General features: G+C 60.2%; 22 protein-coding genes. 8 read left to right on the top strand and 14 right to left on the bottom strand.

From position 1 onward, the window contains the following. Positions 1-4: 4 nt before the first annotated feature. The 14 genes from ABVT35_RS05140 to ABVT35_RS05205 form a co-directional block, all read right to left on the bottom strand. Entirely contained in the window at positions 5-814 is an 810-nt protein-coding gene (locus ABVT35_RS05140; protein ID WP_368465207.1) for a CbbQ/NirQ/NorQ/GpvN family protein, read from the bottom strand. Beyond that, entirely contained in the window at positions 814-2,184 is a 1,371-nt protein-coding gene (locus tag ABVT35_RS05145) for a cbb3-type cytochrome c oxidase subunit I (protein WP_368465208.1), read from the bottom strand. Before ABVT35_RS05145 ends, ABVT35_RS05140 begins: the two co-directional genes overlap by 1 nt. 12 nt (positions 2,185-2,196) lie before the next feature. Beyond that, on the bottom strand, positions 2,197-2,649 hold the full coding sequence (locus ABVT35_RS05150) for a cytochrome c (protein WP_368465209.1): 453 nt from the start codon (positions 2,647-2,649) through the stop codon (positions 2,197-2,199). Between the two features lie 227 nt (positions 2,650-2,876). Next, the gene (locus ABVT35_RS05155) at positions 2,877-3,587 is read right to left on the bottom strand and encodes a hypothetical protein (protein WP_368465210.1); all 711 of its coding nucleotides are present in this window, start codon (positions 3,585-3,587) and stop codon (positions 2,877-2,879) included. Between the two features lie 161 nt (positions 3,588-3,748). Further along, complete coding sequence (locus ABVT35_RS05160; RefSeq protein ID WP_368465211.1) at positions 3,749-4,144, bottom strand: c-type cytochrome; 396 nt, start codon at positions 4,142-4,144, stop codon at positions 3,749-3,751. Positions 4,145-4,168: 24 nt separating this feature from the next. Continuing rightward, positions 4,169-5,104 carry an FAD:protein FMN transferase gene (locus tag ABVT35_RS05165; protein ID WP_368465212.1) on the bottom strand — a complete coding sequence of 312 codons (936 nt, stop codon included), beginning with the start codon at positions 5,102-5,104 and terminating at the stop codon, positions 4,169-4,171. Further along, entirely contained in the window at positions 5,101-5,628 is a 528-nt protein-coding gene (locus ABVT35_RS05170) for a nitrous oxide reductase accessory protein NosL (protein ID WP_368465213.1), read from the bottom strand. The genes ABVT35_RS05165 and ABVT35_RS05170 overlap by 4 nt, the downstream gene beginning before the upstream one ends. After that, positions 5,625-6,449: an ABC transporter permease gene (locus tag ABVT35_RS05175; RefSeq protein ID WP_368465214.1), complete on the bottom strand. Its 825-nt coding sequence runs from the start codon at positions 6,447-6,449 to the stop codon at positions 5,625-5,627. The genes ABVT35_RS05170 and ABVT35_RS05175 overlap by 4 nt, the downstream gene beginning before the upstream one ends. Beyond that, positions 6,446-7,375, bottom strand: coding sequence for an ABC transporter ATP-binding protein (locus ABVT35_RS05180; protein WP_368465215.1), 930 nt, complete (start codon positions 7,373-7,375; stop codon positions 6,446-6,448). Before ABVT35_RS05180 ends, ABVT35_RS05175 begins: the two co-directional genes overlap by 4 nt. Then, on the bottom strand, positions 7,372-8,631 hold the full coding sequence (locus ABVT35_RS05185) for a nitrous oxide reductase family maturation protein NosD (protein ID WP_368465216.1): 1,260 nt from the start codon (positions 8,629-8,631) through the stop codon (positions 7,372-7,374). The genes ABVT35_RS05180 and ABVT35_RS05185 overlap by 4 nt, the downstream gene beginning before the upstream one ends. 2 nt (positions 8,632-8,633) lie before the next feature. Continuing rightward, complete coding sequence (nosZ, locus tag ABVT35_RS05190) at positions 8,634-10,535, bottom strand: TAT-dependent nitrous-oxide reductase (RefSeq protein ID WP_368465217.1); 1,902 nt, start codon at positions 10,533-10,535, stop codon at positions 8,634-8,636. Next, positions 10,528-12,558: a 4Fe-4S binding protein gene (locus ABVT35_RS05195; RefSeq protein WP_368465218.1), complete on the bottom strand. Its 2,031-nt coding sequence runs from the start codon at positions 12,556-12,558 to the stop codon at positions 10,528-10,530. Before ABVT35_RS05195 ends, nosZ begins: the two co-directional genes overlap by 8 nt. Positions 12,559-12,796: 238 nt before the next feature. Continuing rightward, positions 12,797-13,984: an NnrS family protein gene (locus ABVT35_RS05200; RefSeq protein ID WP_368465219.1), complete on the bottom strand. Its 1,188-nt coding sequence runs from the start codon at positions 13,982-13,984 to the stop codon at positions 12,797-12,799. A 55-nt stretch (positions 13,985-14,039) separates the two neighbouring features. Then, a complete protein-coding gene (locus ABVT35_RS05205; protein WP_368465220.1) occupies positions 14,040-16,115 on the bottom strand; it encodes a 4Fe-4S binding protein in 2,076 nt (691 codons plus the stop codon). Positions 16,116-16,245: 130 nt separating this feature from the next. Between ABVT35_RS05205 and ABVT35_RS05210 the strand changes: the two genes are divergently transcribed. The 8 genes from ABVT35_RS05210 (at position 16,246) to nirJ (ending at position 23,476) form a co-directional block, all read left to right on the top strand. Next, complete coding sequence (locus tag ABVT35_RS05210; protein ID WP_368465221.1) at positions 16,246-18,000, top strand: cytochrome D1 domain-containing protein; 1,755 nt, start codon at positions 16,246-16,248, stop codon at positions 17,998-18,000. A gap of 64 nt (positions 18,001-18,064) precedes the next feature. Continuing rightward, positions 18,065-18,856 (top strand): uroporphyrinogen-III C-methyltransferase, encoded by a 792-nt coding sequence (cobA, locus tag ABVT35_RS05215; protein ID WP_368465222.1) that lies wholly within the window; start codon positions 18,065-18,067, stop codon positions 18,854-18,856. After that, positions 18,849-19,160 carry a cytochrome c gene (locus ABVT35_RS05220; RefSeq protein WP_368465223.1) on the top strand — a complete coding sequence of 104 codons (312 nt, stop codon included), beginning with the start codon at positions 18,849-18,851 and terminating at the stop codon, positions 19,158-19,160. Before cobA ends, ABVT35_RS05220 begins: the two co-directional genes overlap by 8 nt. Further along, entirely contained in the window at positions 19,157-20,323 is a 1,167-nt protein-coding gene (locus ABVT35_RS05225; RefSeq protein WP_368465224.1) for a cytochrome D1 domain-containing protein, read from the top strand. Before ABVT35_RS05220 ends, ABVT35_RS05225 begins: the two co-directional genes overlap by 4 nt. 3 nt (positions 20,324-20,326) lie before the next feature. Continuing rightward, positions 20,327-21,319: an AsnC family transcriptional regulator gene (locus tag ABVT35_RS05230; RefSeq protein WP_368465225.1), complete on the top strand. Its 993-nt coding sequence runs from the start codon at positions 20,327-20,329 to the stop codon at positions 21,317-21,319. Continuing rightward, positions 21,316-21,780: an Lrp/AsnC family transcriptional regulator gene (locus tag ABVT35_RS05235; RefSeq protein ID WP_368465226.1), complete on the top strand. Its 465-nt coding sequence runs from the start codon at positions 21,316-21,318 to the stop codon at positions 21,778-21,780. Before ABVT35_RS05230 ends, ABVT35_RS05235 begins: the two co-directional genes overlap by 4 nt. Then, positions 21,777-22,268, top strand: a complete 492-nt coding sequence (locus tag ABVT35_RS05240; RefSeq protein WP_368465227.1) for an AsnC family transcriptional regulator — start codon at positions 21,777-21,779, stop codon at positions 22,266-22,268. The genes ABVT35_RS05235 and ABVT35_RS05240 overlap by 4 nt, the downstream gene beginning before the upstream one ends. Beyond that, the gene (nirJ, locus tag ABVT35_RS05245) at positions 22,268-23,476 is read left to right on the top strand and encodes a heme d1 biosynthesis radical SAM protein NirJ (RefSeq protein WP_368465228.1); all 1,209 of its coding nucleotides are present in this window, start codon (positions 22,268-22,270) and stop codon (positions 23,474-23,476) included. The genes ABVT35_RS05240 and nirJ overlap by 1 nt, the downstream gene beginning before the upstream one ends. Positions 23,477-23,479 lie beyond the last annotated feature (3 nt).

Raw genomic sequence — 23,479 nt, forward strand, 5'->3', positions numbered from 1 at the left:
TACCTCACCCGATAACAGCGGTTACGAGATCAAGGAGCCCGCGTTTCACATCCTCATCGTCAGTTAGCGGCTCAATCATTGCGGCCAGAATAGCCCGCTCAACGGGCATGCCCTGGCAAATCAGGGTTGCGCAGTAAACCAGCAGGCGCGTAGAGACGCCTTCTTCCAGATCCTGTCCCCGCAAGCCGCGCAGCTTGCCGGCAAGGCGCACCAGTGGCGCAACGCGCTCGGCAGGCAGGCCGCTTTCGGCGGCGACAACTTGCGTTTCCTGCTCGGCGTTCGGAAAATCGAACTCGATGGACAAAAAGCGCTGCCGCGTCGACGGCTTCAGCGTCTTCATGATGTTCTGGTAGCCGGGGTTGTAAGAGGCAACCAGCATGAAGCCGGGGGCTGCCTCGAGTTCTTCGCCAGTGCGATCGATCGGCAGGATACGGCGGTCGTCCGTCAGCGGATGCAGAACGACAGTCACGTCCTTGCGCGCTTCCACCACCTCGTCCAGATAGCAGATGGCGCCGGCACGAACTGCCCGGGTGAGGGGCCCGTCGACCCAAACCGTCTCGCCGCCTTTCAGGAGATAACGCCCGATCAGATCGGCCGCCGACAGATCGTCATGGCAGGCGACGGTATAGAGCGGGCGGTTGAGCCGCGAAGCCATGTGGGCAACGAAGCGGGTCTTGCCGCAGCCGGTCGGGCCCTTCAGGAGAAGCGGCAGGCCATTGGCATGTGCGGCGGTAAAGACATCGCATTCGTCGCCCTGCGGCAGGTAGAAGGGGGCCTGAGCCCCCTCCAGCGCACGTGAACCTTCCATGGTCATCACTCCGCCGGCATCCGGTGAGCGGGACCAGGTTCGATGATTTCCTTACGCGGCACGAGCACCGCATAGATGAAGAGCACCGCTCCAAGAACCACAGCGACACCGGCCCCAAAACGCATCAGGTAGAAGATGTGGAGCTGTTCCTGAACGCTCATGAAGTCCTCTCCCATGACCCGCTGCAGGTGGGTCTGAACCGTGCCCGCAAAGGTCAGGACGAAGGTCATGAAGGTCATGCCGCCGGCCATCAGCCAGAAGGACGCCATATTCAGCACCTGGTTATAGGGGTCGCGGTTCTTCAGGATCGGGAAGGCGTAGGTGAAGATCGCCAGATTCAGCGAGACATAGGCCCCGAAGAAGGCGAGGTGCCCGTGCGCTGCCGTGATCTGCGTGCCGTGGGTGTAGTAGTTCACACCGTGCAGCGTGTGCAGAAAGCCCCAGACGCCCGCTCCGAAGAAGGCCAGTACCGCGCAGCCGAGAGACCACAGGAGCGCCGCCTTGTTGGGATGATCGCGATGGCCTTTCCAGACCATGACGAAGGCAAAGGCCATCATCGCGAAGAACGGAATGACTTCCAGCGATGAGAAGACGGATCCGATCCACTGCCAGTAGCCCGGCGTTCCGATCCAGTAGTAGTGGTGACCGGTTCCAAGGATGCCGCTGAACAATGCGGTTGCGACGATGACATAAAGCCATTTTTCAACGATTTCGCGGTCGACACCGGTCAGTTTCAGCATCAGGAACGCCAGGATCGATGCCATGATTAGTTCCCATACGCCCTCGACCCACAGGTGAATCACATACCACCAGTATTGCTTGTCGAGGCTGAGATTTTCCGGGTTGTAGAAGGCAAAGAGGAAGAGCAGCGCCAGACCCCACAGACCGATCAGCAGAACGTTGGTGATGGCCGTTTTCTTGCCCATCAGCACCGTCATCGTGATGTTGTAGAGGAATATCAGAGCGGCAACCACGATGCCGACCTTGACCCAGAGCGGCTGTTCGAGGAATTCGCGGCCTTCCTTGCCGAGAAGAATATTGCCTTCAAACAGGTTGAAGACATAGGTGACCACAACGCCAAGCGTTCCGAGCACCAGTATGGCAAGCTGCAGATAGGCCAGCATCGGCGAATGGATTTCCCGCTCCGATTCTTCCGGGATGAGGAAATAGGCCGCTCCCATGAAGCCGAGGATGAGCCACACCACCAGACTGTTGGTGTGCAGCATGCGGATGATGTTGAAGGGCAGCAATTCGCTGAGCGTGTTCGGCGCAACGTAAATCCACCCTGCGAGCAGTCCGCCCAGCACCTGTATGGCGAAGAGCCCCATGGCGACCAGGAAGTAGACCTGCGCGATCTTCTGTGTTTGGTATTTCATTGCCTTGTCTCCTCAGCCCGCGTCGTTGGGTGGCCATTCCTGGGTTCGGATACTGTTGGTCCACAACAGGAAATCGGTGAGATCGCGGACCTCTTCGTCCGTCAGGTTGAACTGCGGCATCTGCCGCCGTCCTGCCACCTGCGTCGGCTGGGCGTCCATCCAGGTCTTCATTACGTCAAATGCGGCGTCCGGGTCGTCCGCAACGCCCCAGCGGGTCATCACATTGCCGACTTCGGGCGCGAAATAGGCGCCTTCACCCAAAATGGTGTGACAGTTGACACAGGCGTGCCGTTCCCAAAGGCGTTTTCCGCGGGCGACGCTTTCGGTCAGTGTTGCCTTATTCGTCGATGTTTCTTTGATGTAATAGTGACTGTGGATCGACAAGCCGATGAAGATGACGATAAAAAACAATGACCCGCCGTAAAATATGTTCCGGGCCATGGATTTGGTCATGATTTCGCGCATAGCGCATTCCCTCCTCGGAGTGTTTCCGGTGGCGGGAAAATGACTGGTGCGGACGAGTCGGGCCTTAACGAAAGTCAAGATGCGCGGATTGTTCGCATGCAGGGTGTTAAGAGCTGGCAAATATCAGACATGGGTCGTGCTTCGGCCCAATTGATTTACGGAATCCGAATACAAGCAGTCTTCCAAAGACAATGAAATTCCCGATTGAGGACATTGCTGCCGTTGAATTAGTCATGTATCTCGACTTTTTTTGCAGGCTTAGTGAGGGTTGGGCTGGTGACGATCTGGTAGAGCCATCCGGAAATTTCATAGATTGCCGAAGGTTCTTTTGCTCCGATTTCGTGTCTGTCCAGCTCGCTAACGACTACTGAAGTAACTGCGCCCACAATCGCTGATCTTACGTCTTCAAGCTCTTCGGCTATCGAGTCGAGCTTTCCTTGAGCTTGTTCAATCTCTGCCTCGGCACCTCCGTTTTGAAATCGGTCCTTGAAGAATTCAAGCGCTGTGGTCTCTTCTGTCCACGCAGCTTCCAAGCTGTGGAGTTGTCCAATTTTCGAGCTGATATCCGATGGCGTATCGCGGTAGAAAACTCTAACAAGATCAAGTACATCATCAGCATTCTCAACACCCATCTCGAAGGGAAACACCTGCCGATACTTTGCAAATACAACTTCGCTCTTTGGACGTTCAAGCACTCCGTCTAACTTGTGCATGATACCTTCGATTGCGTCGAGTTGTGCACGATTCGCCCTAGTGATTTGCGAAATTGCGTCGCCCATTCGACCTTGCTTGCGAAAAGCTAAAGCGGACGCAATGAGGGCACCAAGACTGTCGCGGGTGGTAACGGCAACGAGTTCACTTTCGAACTGGGCCAATTCTATGGCTGGCAAGTCTCCGTCACCAATCACCCGGCGAATTGTTTCGATGAGTGGCGACATTTGTTTCTCCTCATAGATGGTCTCGCACGATCGCCAAACAGCCGCAATGGGCTCAAAGCGGTCGCGCCACCCATTCGGATTGACCGGTCAACAGCCGGATCATCGCAGACAATAAAAACCCGCCGCCACGGCTTGCGCGACGGCGGGCGAAAGGTAAAGACTTATTCCGTGGCAGGCTCGAAGGTCTGCAGATAGGCGATGACGTTCTGCCGGTCCTTTTCCTTTTTGAGACCCGCAAAGCTCATCTTGTTGCCGGGAAGGTATTTTTTCGGTTTGGTCAGATAGGCGTCGATTTCCTCGACTGTCCACACGAAACCCTCGTCCTTCTTTTCCAGGAAGATCTTTGAATACTTAAAATCCTCGACGGATCCGATGGTGTTGTCCACGATGCCGTTAAGATGCGGTCCGACCTTGTTTTTCGCGCCGTCGCCCACGGCGTGGCAGGCCTTGCATTTCTTGAAGACCTTTTCGCCCTTGGCGACGTCGCCGTCGGCGAATGCAGGTCCTGCAAGGCCGGCGATAAGGGCGGATAATAAAGCGGTTTTAACGATCGACATAATAACTCCTTCGCAAATCTTCGATCAGACGAGAATTTCCAGTGAAACGTCGGTATTTGCGGCAACAACGGCATCGATTTCGATGCGCGGCATCAGGCAGAAAGCTGTTGAGAGACCGTCCGCAAGGGCTGCCCGTTCGGCCGATACGGAAACGAGTTTCCAATGCCCTCCCGGCTTGCCGGTGAGGGGATCGAGGATATGGCCGATGGACCCGGATGGATCGAGCACGGTGCCGAGCGGGGCAGATGTTGCCAGTGCCCGGTTCTCGAGCGGGATTTGCCGCACGATGGTGCCGTCAGGCGCCGAAATGCCGGCACGCCAGGACTCACCGGCCGGACCCCGGCCCAAGGCCACGACTTCACCCATGTCGATGGCGATGTCGGTGAGGCCCCGTTGCCGCAGGAGGGCTGCAACCTTGTCGGTGATGTAGCCCTGCGCGATACCGTTCAGCGTCAGCGCCATGTCGTCCCTGGCAAAGGAAACCGAGCCGCCGTGTCTGATCAGGTGCTCCCATCCACACCGCTTTCGTGTTGCCTCGATTTCTGACGCCGAAGGTACGCTGCCGTTTGAAGTGGCGCGTGCATAAAGCTGCCAGAGCGCCTGGATCGTCGGATCGAATGCACCGCCGGTCATGGTGTGAAGCGCGTCGCTGAGGCTGAGCAACTCGGCCAGTTCCGCAGGCGCGGATTCCAGCGCGCCGGACCTGTTGAGGCGGGCAAGGGCCGAATTTTTCCGGTAGAGGCTGAAGATGTCCTCAAGCCTTGAGATCTCGGCCTCGACGGCAGCAAATATGCCGCTGGCCTCACCTTGATCAATGCCTTTCAGGGTCATCGATGCGGCTGCTCCGAGCGCAACGCCACGCCATTTGGCCACCGGCGCGGCTGCGAGCGCCGGGCCGGGCAGGGCGGCGGCAGCCGCTGTCAGCGTCAGGAAACGGCGACGGGTCAGATTGAGCGTCATTGTGTTTTCTCCCCGGGCAATTCGAATTCCACGGCGCTCAGGACCGTTTCGTCGGGTATCCCGTCGAGCGTCGTCACCCGGCCGCCCCGACCCGCCATGAACTTGTTAGCATCGGCCTCGTTTTCGAAGGGAACGACTTCCGGCGCGCCCATGCCGCCTTTGGCGTCGGATTCGATGACAAAGCTCGCCTTGCCGGCATCGATCCAGTTGGTTGTGCCGGGCTCATCCCAACTCTTTGCGGCCGACATGTTGCTGACATAAACGGCGGCAACGGGGGCCTCGCGCTCGGGGCTGCGCAGATAGGCAACCGCATCGCGGACCTGCGCGAAGAACAGCGGATTTTGCATGCCTTCCAGGTGAATCTGCGCCTTCGGGCCGCCATGCTCGGACACCCACATCTGGCAGTAGTGGCTGAGGGCGCTTTCCGTCAGCGGCACGGGGTCCGGAATTTGCGCTTTTTCTTCGCTGCACGCGGCAAGGGCGAGCGGCGCGATGAAGGCGAGTGCGATCAGGTCGATTCTCATGGTTGAACCCTTCCGAAAGCGCGGCGCGCCAGAATGAAGGCCAGCACCGGCCACAAAATCAGCGATGCCGGGGCGGCCCAGGCGGGCAGGGCGCCTGCGGCGCCAGTCATGCCGTTGGCGAGCGCAACATTTTCCGATGCCGCGACATTCCACAGGCGGAAGGCGTCGGCCGGATTGAAGGCAAGCATCCACGGAAACACCGTCCGCGTGAAGAAACCGCCATCGTCGAATACGACCGCGCCGAGCATGCCGAGATCGTAGAGCACCACGAATACCAGCCAGAGGCCGGCAGCAAATCCCGCAGCGGCGGTCGAGCTGTTCGCGAAGGCGGACAGGGCGTATCCAAGCGCCAGAAAGACCGCACCGAGTAGGATGGAGGTGGCAATCAGCCGCAACAGAGCAACGATGCTCTCGGCACCAGCTCCGCCGGTCACTGCGGCGGCAAGACCGGCAGCACCGAAGCCGATGACCATTGCCAGCGCAATGGTGCCGATATGGGCGAGGAATTTGCCGAGGAGGATTTCGCCACGCGAAACCGGATAGGTCAGGAGCAGGGCAAGGCCGCCGCGCTCATTCTCTCCGGCAATGGCGTCGAAGGACATCATCAGTGCCAGCAGCGGGGCGAGATAGACCGACAGTGTCGTCATCGAGGCAACGGATACGGTCAGGAGGTCGACGCCGAGCGCACCGGTGGGGGCAGCGCCGGCAAAGGTGAGGGCCAGCGCAAACAGCGTCATGATGAGGCTGGCCATCACGACCCACAGATTGCGCCGGGCGATATGGAGTTCGGCCGCTGCAACGGCCATGACGCGCGAAATCATTTGCGGTCCTCCCCTGAATAGTGGCGGTAGAGATCTTCAAGGCTGGGCGGGTCCATCTCGACATCGATGACGAGGTCTCCAAGGGCCGCTATGCGCGCCAGCCTTTCCATCTTGTTTTCCGGCTGGCAAAGCAGCTCGACAGACGCGCCGTTGATGCGTTCGCCGCCGAGGCGCTCATGGATTTCGGTGGCATCGTTGTTTTGCGCCGTCAGCCGCAGCCTGATCGGCAGCTCTGCGCGCGAGCTCAGCCGGGTGAGCGTGTCGTTGGCAACAAGCCGGCCCTTGCGCATGATGGCGATGCGATCGGTGCGCGCCTCGACCTCCGTCAGCGCATGCGAAGCGATCAGCACCGCTGTTCCGTGCGAGGCCATTTCGTCGATGATGGCGTAGAGATCGTGGCGCGAAATCGGATCGAGACCGCTGGTCGGCTCGTCGAGCAGCGCGATGCGGGGCTTGCCCAAAAGAACCTGTGCAAGACCAAGGCGTTGGCGCATGCCCTTCGACCAGGTTCCGATGCGCCGGTCGGCGGCCTCTGCGAGGCCGACACGCTCGAGAAGCGGCCCTGTGATCTTGGGCGATTCTCCGGCAAGGCGGGCAAACATGGTCAACTGTTCGCGTCCGGTAAGCGCCCTGTGAAAGGCGACCGCTTCCGGCAGATAGGCTGAAGCCCTGCGCGCTTCCTGGGTGCCTGGAATGGCGCCAGCGACGCGGATTTCGCCTTCGCTGGGTTTCCAAAGGCCGAGGATGAGCTTCATCAGCGTCGTCTTGCCGGCGCCGTTGTGCCCGAGCAGGGCAACCCGTTCGCCCGGCTGCAATGTCAGATCGACATTGTGCAGTGTTTCGGTCTGGCCGTGGCGTTTTATCAGCCCCTTGATAACCAGGACATTGTCGCTGTCGGTCGGCGATGTGTTCGGGTGGGTATTCATGACGGATCTCCGAATTCGGGAATCTCGATCTCGACCGGACGCATCAGCGGGCGGCTGTCGATCACGCCGCCCGGCAGCAGCGCCGGAAATGAGGATTGGGCCCAGCGGACCAGTTGCACGGCCGGAGCGCCGAGCAGAAGTTTGGCGGAGGGCTGGGTCCAAAGGATATGGTCCATGCGGTCATTGGGCCTGTAGGGCGCATCGGCGACGCCGTCGCCATTGATGTCGTAGGCGGCGAAATCGCTCCAGTGATTGCCGCGCCCGCCGGCCGACCAGTCGACCCAGCGAGAGCCGACATACTTGACCTGCGTGCGGTTGCCGATGAAGGCATTGCCCGCAATATCGTTGCGCTCCGAGCCGGCGGTGAAGTGAATGCCGATGGCGCAGCGTTCGAAGCGGTTGTCTTCTATCTTGTTCTTGTGGGCGTTGTACAGGAACACGCAACGGTTCTTGCCGTCGCGGATGAGGTTGCCCCGGACCTCGGACTGGTTGGCGTAGTTGAGCATGATGCCGTGTTCGGCATCGCCGACGGATATGTTGTCCGTCACCTTCACGCGTTTGGAAAACATCACCGCATAGCCGAGATCGTTTCCGATCGAGATGTTGCCGGAAACCTCGCTGTCATTGGCGTACATGTAATGAACCGCAAAGCGCAGGTCGCGGAAGCGGTTGTTGGTGAATCTGTTGTTTTTCGACGTATTGACGAAGATGCCGTCGCGGCCCCAGCGAATGTCGTTGCCGTCGACAACGGCGCCGGGCGCGTTCCAGACATAGACACCGTTGCCACGGTCGTTGACCCGGTGGTCCTGGCGGCCGACGATGACATTATTGGCGACGCGTGAATTCTCGGCCCCGTGAATATCGACGCCGTAAAGATTACCGATGATCCGGTTGTTTTCGACGACGGCGCCGCCGGCCTCTTTTCCGAGGCTGACGCCGGCATCGATGGTCTCGTGGGATGAGCCGGAACCCTTGATGGTGAGGCCGCGCAGGGTAACGTCCTGCGCGGCAACAGTGATTACGCTGCCCCTTCCGGTGCCTTCGATGGTCGCCGTGCCCTGGCCCTCAATGGTCAGTGGACGGTCGACTGTGAAGTTGCCGGCATGGACACCTGGAGCAAGGCGCAGGATGTCGCCATCCTCCGCCTGCTCTAGAGCAGTGGCCAGCGCCCCGGTCTCGGCCGGCACCTGCCGTTCGCCGGCCAGACAGGTCAGCGGCGTCAGCAACAGTGCAAGTATGAGTCCGGAACGCATCATGATCAGGCCGCCCGCGGTTCGACGAACATGCGGCCGCGCATTTCCATGTGCAGCGCGTGGCAGAACCACTGGCAATAGAACCAGTGGACGCCCGGCCGTTCGGCAACGAAGGTCACCGACGCGGTCGCCAGCGGCGCCACTTCCATGGCAATGCCGAAGTTGGACAGGCAGAAGCCGTGCGTCAGATCGTCGATGTCATCGAGGTTGGTGACGTAGACCGTAACCTCGTCGCCCTGTTTCACCGTGAACTTCTCCAGGCTGAAGGTCGGAGCGACCGATGTCATGTAGACGCGCACCTTGTTGCCGTCGCGGATCGGCTCATCGGCACCTTCCTCCAGATCGACACCGTCGGCTGCGGCCTGTTTGCGGGCCTCCTCGAATGTCGGGTCGTTGCGGTCCCACACGGTAACCGGATTGACCTTGGAGCGGTGGACAATGATCGAGTCATGCGGTTCGGCAAAGGTCGGACCGTCATGCACCACCTTCATCTCGTCACCGGAGATGTCGATGAGCTGCTCGTTCTCGGGCTTCAGAGGACCGACATTGAGGAAGCGGTCCTTCGAGAACTTGTTCATCGAAATCAGCCACTTGCCGTCGGCTTCCGCGGTTTCGCCCATGGAGGTCGAGTTGTGGCCCGGCTGGTAATGAACGTCGACCTTGGAGATGATCGGATCGACATCCTCACCGGCATAGGCGCGAATGGCCTTGTCGATGTTCCACTTGGCGACCTGGCTGTCGAGGAACAGCGTGGTGTAGCCGTTGCCCTTGCCGTCGAAAGCCGTGTGGAGCGGTCCAAGGCCAAGCTGCGGCTCGGCGACGACGCAGGAGCGCGGATCGGCGTCCGTGTCGAAGAGTGCCGGGATTTTTTCCACGTCTAGAACGGAAACGGTCGGAGACAGCTTGCCGTTGATGACGATGTGGCGCTTGTCCGGGGCCGCGTTACAGCCGTGCGGGCTGTTCGGGATCGGCACGTAGCGGGTGAGCTTGGAGCCCTTGCGGCCGTCGACGACGGGCACGCCGTGGAGTTCCTGATAGTCACCGGCTGCGACTGCTTCCTCGATGGCCTTGATGTCGAAGATGACCACATGGTCGGTTTCGCTTGCCGTCATATCGGCAAGGTTCATGCCCATCTCGGAGTTGTAACTGGTGGCAAATGCATATTTGCCCTGATAGTCGCAGTCGCAGTTGTCGAGATTGCCCGAGACGATCACCTGCCAGGCCACCTTCATCTCATCGCCATCGATGGCGGTGAAGATGTTGACGTATTCCTCCGGCTTGTCGAGGATCTTGCCATCATTGACCAGCGGAGCCTCGTGCTCGCCATTGGCAAAGACATAGCCGGTACGCGGGAACTTCTGCGGACGCAGGCCGTGAATGTCCTTGGCATTCGGGATCTCGATGATCTTGTCGCACTTCATCACGTCACAGCGGACACGGGCGACGCGCGTGTTTGCCTTGTCGTTGGCAAACAGGTAGCGGCCGTCATAGGTGCCGTCGGTGAACGACATGTGCGGGTGGTGCAGATCGCCATTGTCGTAGGTGACCTTACCCTGCGCTTTCAGATACTGCTTGGATTCGGGAAGCAGTCCCTCGGTCAGGATCTTGAGCGACTCGTTGGTTTGTCCCCAACCGGTTGCCGAGCAGCGGTTGAAGACCGGAATGCGCATGAATTCGCGCATGGACGGAACACCCAGGATGCGAATCTCGCCCGTCTGGCCGGAAGACCAGAAGCCGTAATACTCATCGAGTTCGCCGGGTTCCAGCGCAAACTTGCCGGCGGCACGCGCAGGCTCACCGGAGGCTAGCAGCCCACCCGTGCCGGCTGCGGCAAGAACCGCTCCACCGGCCGTGGCGCCGAGCAGGTCCCGTCGGTTGATGGACCATGATTTCTCTTTGTCAGACATTGACTTTCTCCTTCTTCATAGCCGGTTTCGCGGCAGCCACAGGTGGTGCCTTGAAACTCTCCTTGTTGCGGGCTTCAAAAGCCTTGCGGCTTTTCAGCTTGCGCATGACGACCGGGCATTTTGTGCCCGATTGATACAGAACCTGGCAGTGCAGGCAGTTGACGCATTCGTTGGGGTTGATTTCGCCGGTCGGATGAATGGCCTGGACCGGGCAATCATTTGAGCAGGTCCGGCAGGGATGACCGCACTCGTGATAGCGTTTGAGCCAGTCGAACATGCGAATGCGGGCAGGGATCGCCAGCGCCGCACCCAGCGGACAAAGATAGCGGCAGTAAAACCGCTCGACGAACAAACCGATGATGAGCAGGCCGATAGCGAAGACCACGAATGGCCAGGCGCGGGCGAATTTCAAGATGATCGCGGTCTTGAAGGGTTCGACTTCGGCAAACGACTCTGCAAGTGGTATCGACGCGAGAGAGATGCCGAAAAGCCCGAAGAAAATCATATATTTGACGGGCCACAGCCGCTCATGCAGACCCCATGGAAGCTCCCATTGCGGCACTTTGAGCGCCCGGGCGACCTTGTTGGTCAGTTCCTGCAGCGCGCCGAAGGGGCACAGCCAGCCGCAATAGGCACCGCGTCCCCAAAAGACCAGCGCGGCGGCAACGGAGAACCAGAGGATGAAGATCATCGGGTCGAGCAGGAACGCGTCCCAGGTAAAGCCTTCCTTCAGCGCACCGGCCAGCGCCATCAGGTTGACGACGGAAAGCTGGGCATTGGCGTACCAGCCAAGAAAGACCAGCGTCATGGTCAAGAAGCCCATGCGGAACCAGAATAAGAATCGCTCGTTGCGGGTCCACTGGAACTGGAAGAAGAAGACGGCGGTCAGCACGGTCAGCATGGCGGCAAGCACACCGACTTCGATCTTGCGGTCGAGCCAGATACGCTGCCACAGCGCGGCTTTTGCGGCAGCTTCTTCGGCGGCTGTGTCAGCCGCTGTTGCGAGCGGTTGCAGGTATTTTTCCGGCAACCGGTAGCCGAGATCGAATGTCAGAAAGCTCTTTTCGACCGGTCCGGTCGCGCGCTGGGCCAGCAATTGCAACCGCCAGGGTGCGGCGGGATCGAACCCGGAATCGGCCGGTATCTTGAAGATATCCAGTTCGGTGAAGCTGGGAGCGCCGCCGGCTGCGACCGTACCGAGCCTGCGGTGCTGCTTGTCGAAGAAGCGCACCGAGCGGTCGCCTTGGATAAGCTGGATGCGGTCGAAGATGCCGCCCCGCACATAGCCCGAACCCTTGAAGGAATAGCGGCCGTGTCCGGCAACCAGGATGGCGTGCTCACCCTCTTCAAGCCAATTCTCAAGATTGGCGTATTCAGCCTCGCCAAGCAGGCTGAGGCCAATGGAGGGCACGCTGACCAGCGCGGCCTTCATGTCGATGTAAGTGTCCGTTTCCGGTCCTTTTTCCCGCCGCCGGGCCGCCTTTGCATCGCCGGACTTCGCAAAGGCGTTGTTGATCTGTCCGACGTCGAGGGTCAGCGCTCGGATCGAACCGTCACCGGCGAGGGTCAGCCAGTCTTCCGTGGTACGCAGCTCGGAATTGACCTGACGCTGCGGTCCACTGGCGGTTAGCGGGGCCAGGCCGCCCAGACCCAGCGCACGGGCAACCTTCAATCCGCCGCGCACGATCGAATCGTCTATCACCATGATTGTGACGGTGGCGCCTGAAATGATGTCGAGCTCATGCGCCGACCCGCCTGCCGCTGCCTCCGCCTTGAGGTCGAGGCCGGCATAACTCTGCGTCAGCCGCTGTACCTTGGCATCGGGTATGCCGATAAGCACGATCGGTTCGGAGTGTTCGACAAGCTGGACGCCGGTCAGCACCGCATCCTTGTCGACGGCGGCGACCACATGGATAGGCTTGCCGGAGTAACCCGTCGTGCCGACGAAATCGGACGTCAGAAACGCCCAGCCGACAGTCTCACCGCCCTTCAGAACCGGAGCAACGGGTATATCCTGCCGCAAATTCCCAAACCCCGTGGCGCCAGGAAAAAGCGAATCGGCCTGCAACTTCCCCAGGAAACGGGGTAGTTCCGCTTGATCTGCGGCGAGCACCGGCTGCGCGCACAAAAAGGCCGCAAGGACCAGAAATGTTCTCAAAAACGTACGGACGCGCACAGGTATTCTCCTAAATTCAGGAGAACCTTTGTCACCTTTGCAATTGACCGGCCTTGACCTCAGTCAATTGTATTGACGGTCGTGATTACAATTTCTTCGGCGTGACAAGAATGGGGAAAAATACTGCTACGAAAGTAGCAAACGCGGCGATCCAAAGGGCGCCGGAAGACAGTGTTGCGACGTTGTACCAGTCCAATCCGGCCATCGATCCCGAGGCGCGCAGGATGGCGGCTGCACAAACAAGACCATAGGCAACGGCTATCGGACGCGATGCGACGAGCGGCAGTCCGGCATGTCCGAGAATCGCCCGGCTCATCACTGCCAGGGTCATGCCGCCGACAGCGCCGATGCCTAAAATGTGCAGCGCCGCGATTTCACTGGTAAGTCCAAGATAGGCCAGTCCAAGCGCGAAATATCCGGCGGCAAGCATGGCAAACCCCAGATGCAGGCTCCACAGGATCGGCTGCTTGAGGCACCAGGCCGTGCGCCAGCCTGAAAGGCGAAGCGCCTGCGCCACACCGGCAATGATCGCGACCACACCGATAACCGTGTCGGAGGGGTCGAATGCGACGAGCAGGGGCAAAAGGATCGCTGAACCGATGCCGGCTATTTCCAGTGGCCGGCGTGAGCGCGGCAGATGCGTTTCGACGCCGGACCGGGTCATGGCATTGCGCGTAAAGGCCGGCGTGACGCGCCCGCCGATGACGGCAATGATGGCTGTGATACCCAGGAGCCCCAGCCGCAGCCCGGGCCATACGCCATTGTTGATGGCGCCGGTCCACTCCAGATGAACCAGGAGGTTGCCACTCCAGATGATCGTCAGCAATGCCAGGAACATCATATTCTGCGGCTTTGGCCGTTTGATGAGCTGCGTTGCGATCTTGGCCGCAAGCACCGGCAGGAATGCAAGGTCGATGACGGCGACAAGAACGGGATCGATGTGTCCCGACCACCAGATAACAAGGCGGCCGGCGAGCCACAGGCTTGAGACGGCAAGGATGAATGTGTGGCGGGAGGCCTTGGCGCCGGTCCAGTTGGGTACTGCGGTCAGGAAAAAACCACCGAGTGCGGCGCTCGCATAGCCGAAGATCATTTCATGGGCATGCCAAAGGTGGGGCGGCGGCGCAAACGGCATGGACGTGACCAGCCCCCCGGTTGCGTGAATGCCGAGCCATCCCTCCCACAGCGTTACCGAGAAAACCGCAAAGAGGCCGGCGGCCAGAAAGAAAATCCGAAATCCCTCACCGAAAAGGGTTCGCAGGCTGGTAATCATTGATATTCCTTTTTTCCGAAAAATGTGCGCCGGCGATTTCAAAGACAACGCGGCGTCATGACGCGCCCTTTTGCTGGACCGGGCGGGCGGACCGCGTGGCGCGTCTTTTCAGGATCGTACAGGTGCTGGGATCGTGATAGATCACCTGGCAGCGCAGGCACAGCACGCATTCATTGGGGTTTATGCGGCCGATCGGATCGATCGCGCCGACCGTGCATTTTTGTTCGCAGAGCCGGCATTCCCGGCCGCATTGCGAGCGGCGGCGCAGCCAGTCGAACAGTTTCAGCTTTGCCGGTATCGCCAGGGCAGCGCCCAAGGGACACAGATATCGGCAATAGAAGCGCTCAATGAACAGGCCAGCGACGAGCAGGGCGACGGCAAAGAGCACAAACGGCCAGGCACGCATGAACCGCATGGTCATGGCTGTCTTGAACGGCTCGGCTTCTGCGAGCATCTGCGCCTGTTCCACCGAATAGAACGACAGGCCGAGGATGATCACGAACAGCGTGTATTTGATTGCCCAAAGCCTTTCCTGCACCACAAAGGGTACAGCGATCTGCGGAACGCGGAGGCGCTGCGCGACGATGTTGGTCAGTTCCTGCAGCGCACCGAACGGGCATAGCCAGCCGCAATAGACACCGCGTCCCCAAAAGAGCAGTCCCAGTGCCACAAACCCCCAGAGGATGAAGATCACCGGCTCGATCAGGAATGTCTCCCATTGGAAGCCGTTCACGAGCGACTGCAGGAAGGCGACGACCTGAACGACCGAGAGCTGCCCGCCGGCTATCCAGCCGAGCCACACCAGTGTCACGGTCAGGAATGCGGCTCTTCCCCAGCGCCACAGTCTGGGGCGCTTCACGAAGGCCGACTGAAGGAATAAAATTGCGCCAAGTGCGGTAAGCATGACCAGAACGCCGGCAATCTCCAGGCGCTTGTTTTGCCATGAGGAAACCCACAATGGCGGAGCCTGTTGAACTGCTGTAGCCTGTGAAAGGAAGCGCGGCGGCAGTGTATAATCGACCGGTATGCGCATTTCCACGTTACCGCCATCCGCCGTCTTTCGGCTTGCCAGAACCGCCACCTGGAAGGGTTGCGCCGGGTCGAACTGCTCGGCGGGCAGTGCAAAGACACTGATTTCCTTGAAAGCCGGCGCATCCTCAATGGCAAGCTTGTCGATGCGCTGATAATGGTCCGCATCCGGTTTGAAGACGCGGTTGCCCTGCGTGATTTCGACCCGGTCGAATATGTCCGAACGCCGCCAGGCGGTCCCTCTGTGTGAGTGAAGGCCGCGAGAGGCGACGAGCAATGCGGATTCGCCAGGGGCGAGGGCGGCCATGATGCGTGTGAAGTCGGCTTGTCCGAGCAGGTTGGCGCCGATTGTCGGCGGGTCGATAACGGCCACGCGCAGGTCGAGAAAGGCCGCTTCGCCATCCGGAACCTGGTTCTTTGCGGTGGACAGCGCCGTTCGCGCCTCATCCAGCTTTACCGTGGTCGCGACGATCGCGCCCTCAGTCTCAAGCATGCGCCAGGGCAGGGGCTCGTAGCTGACGCGGTCTATCCCGCTGCCGGTCCTTTGCGCGATGGCGCTTTGGGAGGTGACGATCTGCGCCGTACGCAGGATCGCATCGCGGATGACACCGGTGGAAACGGTCGCCCCTGAAATGATATCGGGCAACTCTCCGGGCTTGCCGGCTGCGGCAGAGACCAGGTCAATCCCGGAAAATTCGTCGACATAGCGTCTGATATCGGCGGTTGAAATGCCGAGCGTCAGGATCGGTTCGTTATGGCGCACAAGCTCGGCGCCAGCTATGTGCCCTTTTCTGTCGACGGCAACGAGAATGTCGATCGGCCGGCCCGAATAACCGACGGAGCGTACAACCTCCCAGCTAGAGGCGATAAACCCGATACTGACGTTGGCGGATGAAACAAGCCAGCCAGGAACCGGGTTTTCCCTGCGGGAAATCCGAAGCGACTGCCGGCCGCCAAACAGGTGCGACACCTGCTCCTGGTCAGGCCTTGTTACCGCAATTGATTCCTCGCTGGCCACAGTTGTGGCCGCAGAACCGGGCTGCCAGACAGCGAGGGCCGCGACCACTGACAGGAACACAGCGAGTACTCTGACGAGCAGCATCGCAATCTCCGCTTTTGTGTGCGGACCCTGCCGACCGGGCAGTGGTCCTGCCTTAACGAAAGTCAAGGCGACTCGACCGGCCGGAGGACAATCTTGTCTCCGCCTCACCAGCGCAACGGAGAAACTCGGCATGACCAGCTTTCGCGAATTACGAAGGTTCGCACTCCTCGCCAGTGTCACGCTTCCAATGGCAATTGCCGCCAACGGAGTGTTAGCTCAGGACAAACCCAAAGAGCACGCGGACACGCCAGCGGCGGCCTACGAGCCTTCCATGACTACCCTAGGACAGATCAATGTCGAGATACCGGGGCGAAAGCCCGGTGACCCGGTCATTACCCCGTCCGAATTCCAGGCCGCCAACAAGGTCTATTTTGAACGCTGCGCCGGCTGCCACGGTGTCCTTCGCAAGGGTGCGACAGGCAAGCCGCTGACACCGGACCTGACGCGTGAACTTGGCTTTGAGCATCTGCGCGACTACATCAACTACGGATCGCCCGGTGGCATGCCTAACTGGGGCACATCCGGCCAGATGACCGATGAACAGGTGGACGCAATGGCGCGCTACCTGCTGATCGAGCCGCCGGCACCGCCGGAATTCGGCATGGCCGAGATGCGTGAAACCTGGAAGGTCCTGGTTGCTCCTGAAGACCGACCAACCAAGAAGATGAACGACATCGATATCGATAATCTCTTCTCGGTGACGCTGCGCGACAGCGGGCAGGTTGCACTGATCGATGGCGAATCCTACGAGATCCATAACATTATAGAAACCGGCTATGCTGTTCATATCTCTCGTATTTCAGCCTCGGGCCGTTATCTCTACGTGATCGGCCGCGATGCGCTGATCAACATGATCGACCTTTGGATGGATCCGCCGCAAACGGTCGCCCAGATCAAGGTCGGCGCGGAGGCGCGCTCGGTTGAAACGTCCAAGATGAAGGGCTGGGAAGACAAATACGCCGTTGCCGGTGCCTATTGGCCGCCGCACTACGTCATCATGGATGGCGACACGCTGGAGCCGAAGAAAATCGTCTCCACCCGCGGCATGGTCTACGACACGCAGGAATATCACCCTGAACCCCGTGTCGCAGCGATCCTGGCGTCGCACTACCGGCCCGAATTCATCGTCAACGTCAAGGAAACCGGCAAGATCCTTCTTGTCGACTATTCCGACATCAAGAACCTCAAGGTTACTGAAATCGAAGCCGAGCGGTTCCTGCATGACGGCGGATTCGATTCGACCAAGCGGTACTTCCTGACAGCGGCGAATGCGCGCGGCAAGGTCGCCGTGATCGACACCAAGGAAGGGTCGCTGACGGCCATTCTCGAGACCGAGGGCGAAACGCCGCATCCGGGCCGTGGTGCGAACCTGGTTCACCCCGACTTCGGTCCGGTCTGGGCAACCTCGCATCTGGGTGACGAAACTGTCGCGCTGATCGGTACGGATCCGGAAGGCCATCCCGACAGCGCCTGGAAGGTGGTTCAGCAGCTTTATGCCCTTGGTGGCGGTTCGCTGTTCGTCAAATCGCATCCGAAATCAGGACACCTTTACGTGGATGCGCCGCTCAATCCGGATGCCGAGATTTCCGCATCGGTTGCCGTCTTCAAGATCAACGAACTGGGCCAGGAAGAGCCGGAATATACCGTTCTGCCGATCGGCGAATGGGCTGGCATTGCCGAAGGGCAGCCGCGGGTTGTCCAGGGCGAGTTCAACCAGGACGGCGATGAGATCTGGTTCTCCGTCTGGAACGGACGCGATCAGGAATCGGCGATCGTGGTCGTCGATGACAAGACGCTGGAACTCCGTCACGTGATCAAGGATCCGCGCCTCATCACACCGACCGGAAAGTTCAACGTCTTCAATACGCGTCAGGACATCTACTGACACGTGAGGGAGGGCGGCCGCCGCCGCCCTCCTTTCCTGCCAACACATTTGCCGGGAGCGCATCATGAAAAATCTGGGACGGGTATTTCTGGTCGGTGCGGGTCCGGGCGACCCCGAATTGCTGACCCTCAAGGCGGTACGCATGCTGCGCGGTGCAGAGGCAATCGTATACGACCGGCTGGTCTCGAAAGAAGTGCTTGAACTGGTCCCGTCCGCCGCCCGGATGATCCCGGTCGGCAAAGCACCAAAATCCCACCCCGTTCCCCAGGAACGCATCAATGAAATTCTCGTCGAGCTTGCACGCGAAGGATTGTCCGTCGTGCGCCTGAAGGGAGGCGACCCGTCCATATTCGGCCGGGGCTGCGAGGAAGCGCAGGCTTTGAACGCCGCCGGAATTCCGGTCGAGATCGCACCGGGCATAACAGCGGCTCAGGGCGCCGCCGCCTCCACCGGCGTTCCGCTGACACATCGCGGCGTTGCCAGCAGCGTCCGCTACGTCACCGGCCACTGCCGCAGCGACATGCCGCTCGATCTGGATTGGTCCGGAATGGCCGACCCGCAGACCACGCTGGTCGTCTATATGGGGGCGGCGAATATCGGGGAGATTTCAACCCGGCTTATCGGACAGGGCATGCTCGCCTCGATGCCGGCCATGGCGATTGCCAACGCGACGACACCCCGTGAAGAGCGCTTCATCTCACATCTCGACGAAATCGCCAATGTTGCCACCGAAGCGGAAATCGAAGGCCCCGTTCTTTTCATCATCGGTTATGTCGTCTCGCTCTACCGCACATTGCCGGCCGATGTTCTGGCGCAATATGCCGTCGAACCAGTTTTGGAACGGGTTCATGTCTAGGGTATTTGCCGCAATGCTCATTGCCGCGTCTCCGGCAATGGCAAGTGAATTGCCGTTAGAACGGGCTGCAGAACTGGAGCGTCTGGTCATCCAGGACTGCGGGTCCTGTCACGGGATGACGATGAAAGGCGGGCTAGGTCCCGATATCAGGGCCGAGACGCTTTCCGGAACCTCGGCCGACGTCCTGGCGCAGATCGTTCTCGATGGCGTGCCGGGTGGTGCGATGCCGCCATGGCGCCCACTCCTGAGCGAAGCGGATGCGCAATGGATTGCGGAGTATTTACTGAAGGAAGATGCAGAATGAACCGCGCCTTTTCTCTCATGTTGATTGTCCCGGCGCTGATTGTGTCGATTGGTGTTGGCTCTTCTCGCGCGGACGAATTGCGGGCCACCGGTGACCTCGGTGTCGTGGTGGAGCGCATGACCGGTTCGCTGCTGATCGTCGACCAGTCCGAAAGGGCGGCCATCGGCCGGGTGGAAGGATTGGGCGATCTCTCCCACGCTTCCGTCGTATTCTCGCCGGACCAGCAATATGCCTTCGTCTTCGGACGTGACGGCGGACTGACCAAGGTGGATCTCCTGATCGGTGAGATTGCCGGGCGGGTGGTGCAGTCCGGCAATGCCATAGGCGGGGCGATTTCCGATGACGGAAAACTTGTCGCCGTCTCCAACTATGAGCCGGGAGGCGTGCGCGTCTTCGATGCGTCAACGCTGGAATTGGTGGCGGACATTCCAACCGGATCGAAGACCATCGGCCTTGTTGATGCGCCCGGTCGCCGGTTCGTGTTCACACTCTGGGATCTCGGCGAGACCTGGATAGCCGACTTCTCCTCCGGAATGCCGCAAATCACCAAAATCACGGGCATTGGCGACAGGCCCTATGATGCGCTGATCACCGCCGACGGCCGGCGATACATTGCCGGTCTGTTCGGTGAAGACGGTCTTACGGCGCTCGACTTGTGGGAGCAGCAGCCCACGCCGGAGCGCATCCTCGCGGGCTATGGCCGCGGCGAGGATGCGTTACCGGTCTACAAGATGCCGCATCTTGAGGGCTGGGCCCTGGCGGGCGAGCGTTTCGTGCTGCCGGCGGTCGGCCGTCACGAAGTCCTTTGGGTGGATGCGCGGACCCTTGAAGAAACCGGCCGCACAAAAACCCACGGCCAGCCGGTCTTCGCCGTTGCCCGGCCGGACGGGCGCCAGGTCTGGGTCAATTTTGCCCATCCGCTCAATGACACGGTTCAGATCATCGACACGCCGAGCGGCGAGGTGGTTCACAGCCTCAAGCCCGGACCGGCCGTTCTCCATATGGAATTCACGCCGCGCGGCCATGAAGTCTGGGTGTCGGTGCGCGATGCGGGTCGCATAGACATTTACGACACGCGCACATTTGAAAAAACCGGTGAGATAGCCGCTGATAGTCCGTCGGGTATTTTCTTCACGGCGCGTGCGCACCGTACGGGGCTTTGATCCATGAACCTCGCACTCGACCCCATCGACAACGCCCTTCTCGACCGCTGGCAGCGGGATTTCCCGCTCGTATCGCGCCCGTTTGAGGTGATTGCGGAAAGTCTGAGCCTCTCCGAAGCCGAAGTGCTGGAGCGACTGCAAAAGCTCAACATGGCAGGTGCGATCAGCCGTATCGGAGCCACGTGCCGGCCGAATACAGCCGGCGCAAGCACGCTGGCGGCGGTCTCCGTGCCGGAGCTTCAGGTCGATCACATAGCATCAATCATTGGATCGGAAGCCGGTGTCAACCATTCCTACCTTCGCGACAATCACTGGAACATCTGGTTCGTGGCGACGGGACCGAACCGCCTCCATGTCGATGCGACGCTTGCGCGGATCGAGAGCGCAACGGGCCTGCGCGTTCTCAACCTGCCGCTGGTGCGCCCGTTCAACATAAGCCTTGGATTTTCCCTGGATGGATCGGGCCGCATGCCCCCGCCGCGAAAGAGCGTCGATGCCGAGGTTCTGGAACCTGGTGATGAGGCTATTATGCAGGCGCTGTCGACCGGGCTTGCGCTGACATCGCGCCCCTTTGCCGAACTTGCAAATACACTCGGCAGATCCGAAGCCGAAGTGCTGCGGCGGGTCGAAGCCCTCTCGGCCGCGGGCCTCCTCACGCGCGTCGGTGTGATCGTGCGTCACCGGGCGCTCGGCTGGCGATCCAATGCCATGGTGGTCTGGGAATTGCCGGAAGCTGAAATTGAAAGCGTTGGACCGGCCCTGGCTGCGGTCCCCGGTGTAACTTTGTGCTATCAGCGCCGCCCGGTGCCCGGTGTCTGGCCCTACACCCTCTATTGCATGATCCATGCGCGCAGCCGCGCCGAGGCCTTTGGCATATTGGAGCGCGCCTGTGACGATGTCGGGCTGGCGTCCGTTCCCCATCAGGTCCTGTTCAGTGTCCGGTGCTTCAAGCAGACCGGCGCGCTCATCACCGAAGCCAAGGAAGCGACGGGATGAAACGCGCGGTCTGTGACATTGACGCGATCGATAGCCGCATCATCAACGCGCTGCAGGAGGGTTTTCCGCTCTCCACACGGCCCTATCGTGACGCGGCAACACAGTTCGGTATTAAAGAAGACGAACTCATCGCGCGTCTTGCAAGATTGAAGAAGGAAGGCGCGGTTACCCGCTTCGGCCCTTTCTACAATGCCGATGCCATGGGCGGTGCTTTCTGCCTCTGCGCAATGGAGGTTCCGAAAGACCGATTCGATACGGTCGCCGGTATCGTCAACGCATTGCCGCAAGTGGCCCACAACTATGAACGTGATCACAGGCTCAACATGTGGTTCGTGCTGGCGACTGAAGCCCCCGAGGGGATTGAGGCGGCGGCCGAAACGATCGAAGCGGAAACAGGTATCTGCGTATTCCGCTTCCCCAAGCTCAAAGAGTTCTTCATTGGTTTCAAGGTGGCCGCATGATCATCGACGAAACCGACCGCAGGATTATTGAAGAGACCCAGTCCGGTCTGCCGCTGGTTCCCGAACCCTATGGCCATATCGCCGCCGCGCTCGGCCTGGAAGAAAGCGACGTGATCGAGCGCCTGTCTGCAATGCAGGCGCGCGGTGTTATCCGCAGGATTGCCGTTGCGCCCAATCACTACGCATTGGGTATGACGGCCAATGGCATGACTGTTTGGGATGTCCAGGACGATGCAGCAGAGCAACTCGGCGCTAAAGTCGGCGCACTCGATTTCGTTTCCCACTGCTATCTTCGTCCGCGCGCGCTCCCGGACTGGCCGTACAACCTCTTCGCCATGGTGCACGGCACCACCCGGACCGAGGTGGGGGAAAAGCGCGAGGCTATTGCCGCGCTCCTCGGTCCGGCATGCCGCGCCGGCACAATCCTCTATTCAACGCGAATCTTGAAAAAGACCGGCCTGAGGCTGGCCCGGAAAGGAAAACACTGATGTTTCGCCTGTCGGAATATATGCGCCAGATCGTTGAGCCGAGGCCTGTGCGCCGGCACAAGGGACCGGTCAAACCGGTGGTGATCTGGAACCTGACGCGACGCTGCAACCTGCGTTGCCGCCATTGCTATACCGTTTCGGCCGATGTCGATTTTCCGGGTGAACTGACCCATGAACAGGCAATGGACGTGCTGGAAGATCTGGGCGGATTTGGTATTCCAGCACTGATCCTGTCGGGCGGCGAGCCGCTGGCCCGGCGGGATCTGTTTACGATCGCCGAGCGCGCGCGACAGCTGAAAGTGCATCTCGCGTTGTCGACCAACGGCACGGCAATCATTGGCGAGACTGCCGACCGGGTAGCCGATATCGGATTTGACTATGTCGGCATCAGCATTGACGGGATCGGCAAGACGAATGACTGGTTCCGCGGCCAGGTCGGGGCCTTCGATCAGGCCCTGGCCGGCGTGCGCGCCTGCAGGAAACGCGGCATCAAGGTAGGTCTGCGCTTCACCCTGACCGAAGACAATGCCGATCAGTTGCCGGATTTGCTGGCACTGGCGGAAGACGAGGGCGTCGACAAATTCTATCTCTCCCATCTCGTCTATGCCGGTCGCGGCGACAAGAATCGGGGCGGCGATGCAAGCTGGGCCCGTTCGCGCGCCGCGATGGATCTTTTGATAAGCCGGGCGTGGAAGGCCGCCGATGAGGGCAGGCCCCTCGATATCGTCACCGGCAACAACGACGCTGATGCGGTCTATTTCCTGCAGTGGGCGCAAAAGCGCTTCACCAATCAGCAGATTGATCATCTGCGGGCGCATCTTGAGGCCTGGGGTGGCAACTCGGCCGGGGTGGGCGTTGCCAATATAGACCCGCAGGGCAATGTACATCCGGATACCTACTGGTCCGACTATACGATTGGCAGCGTCAAGGAACGGCGCTTTTCCGAATTGTGGACCGGCGACGATCCGATGCTTGCAGCGCTCCGGCTCCGCCCGCGTCCGCTGAAAGGACGCTGTGGGGCATGTGCCTACAAGGCCGTTTGCGGCGGCAATACCCGCATCCGGGCGCTGCAGGTAACCGGCGATCCCTGGGCCGAGGACCCAGCCTGCTACATGAGCGACGAGGAGATCGGCGTTGAAAGTGGCGACCGCGTAACCGTGACACCATTTCGAGGTAAGAGCAGTGATCCGATTCATCGCTTTGTTTAGCTG

This window comes from Hoeflea sp. TYP-13, from assembly GCF_040932035.1.
Lineage (GTDB): Bacteria > Pseudomonadota > Alphaproteobacteria > Rhizobiales > Rhizobiaceae > Hoeflea_A.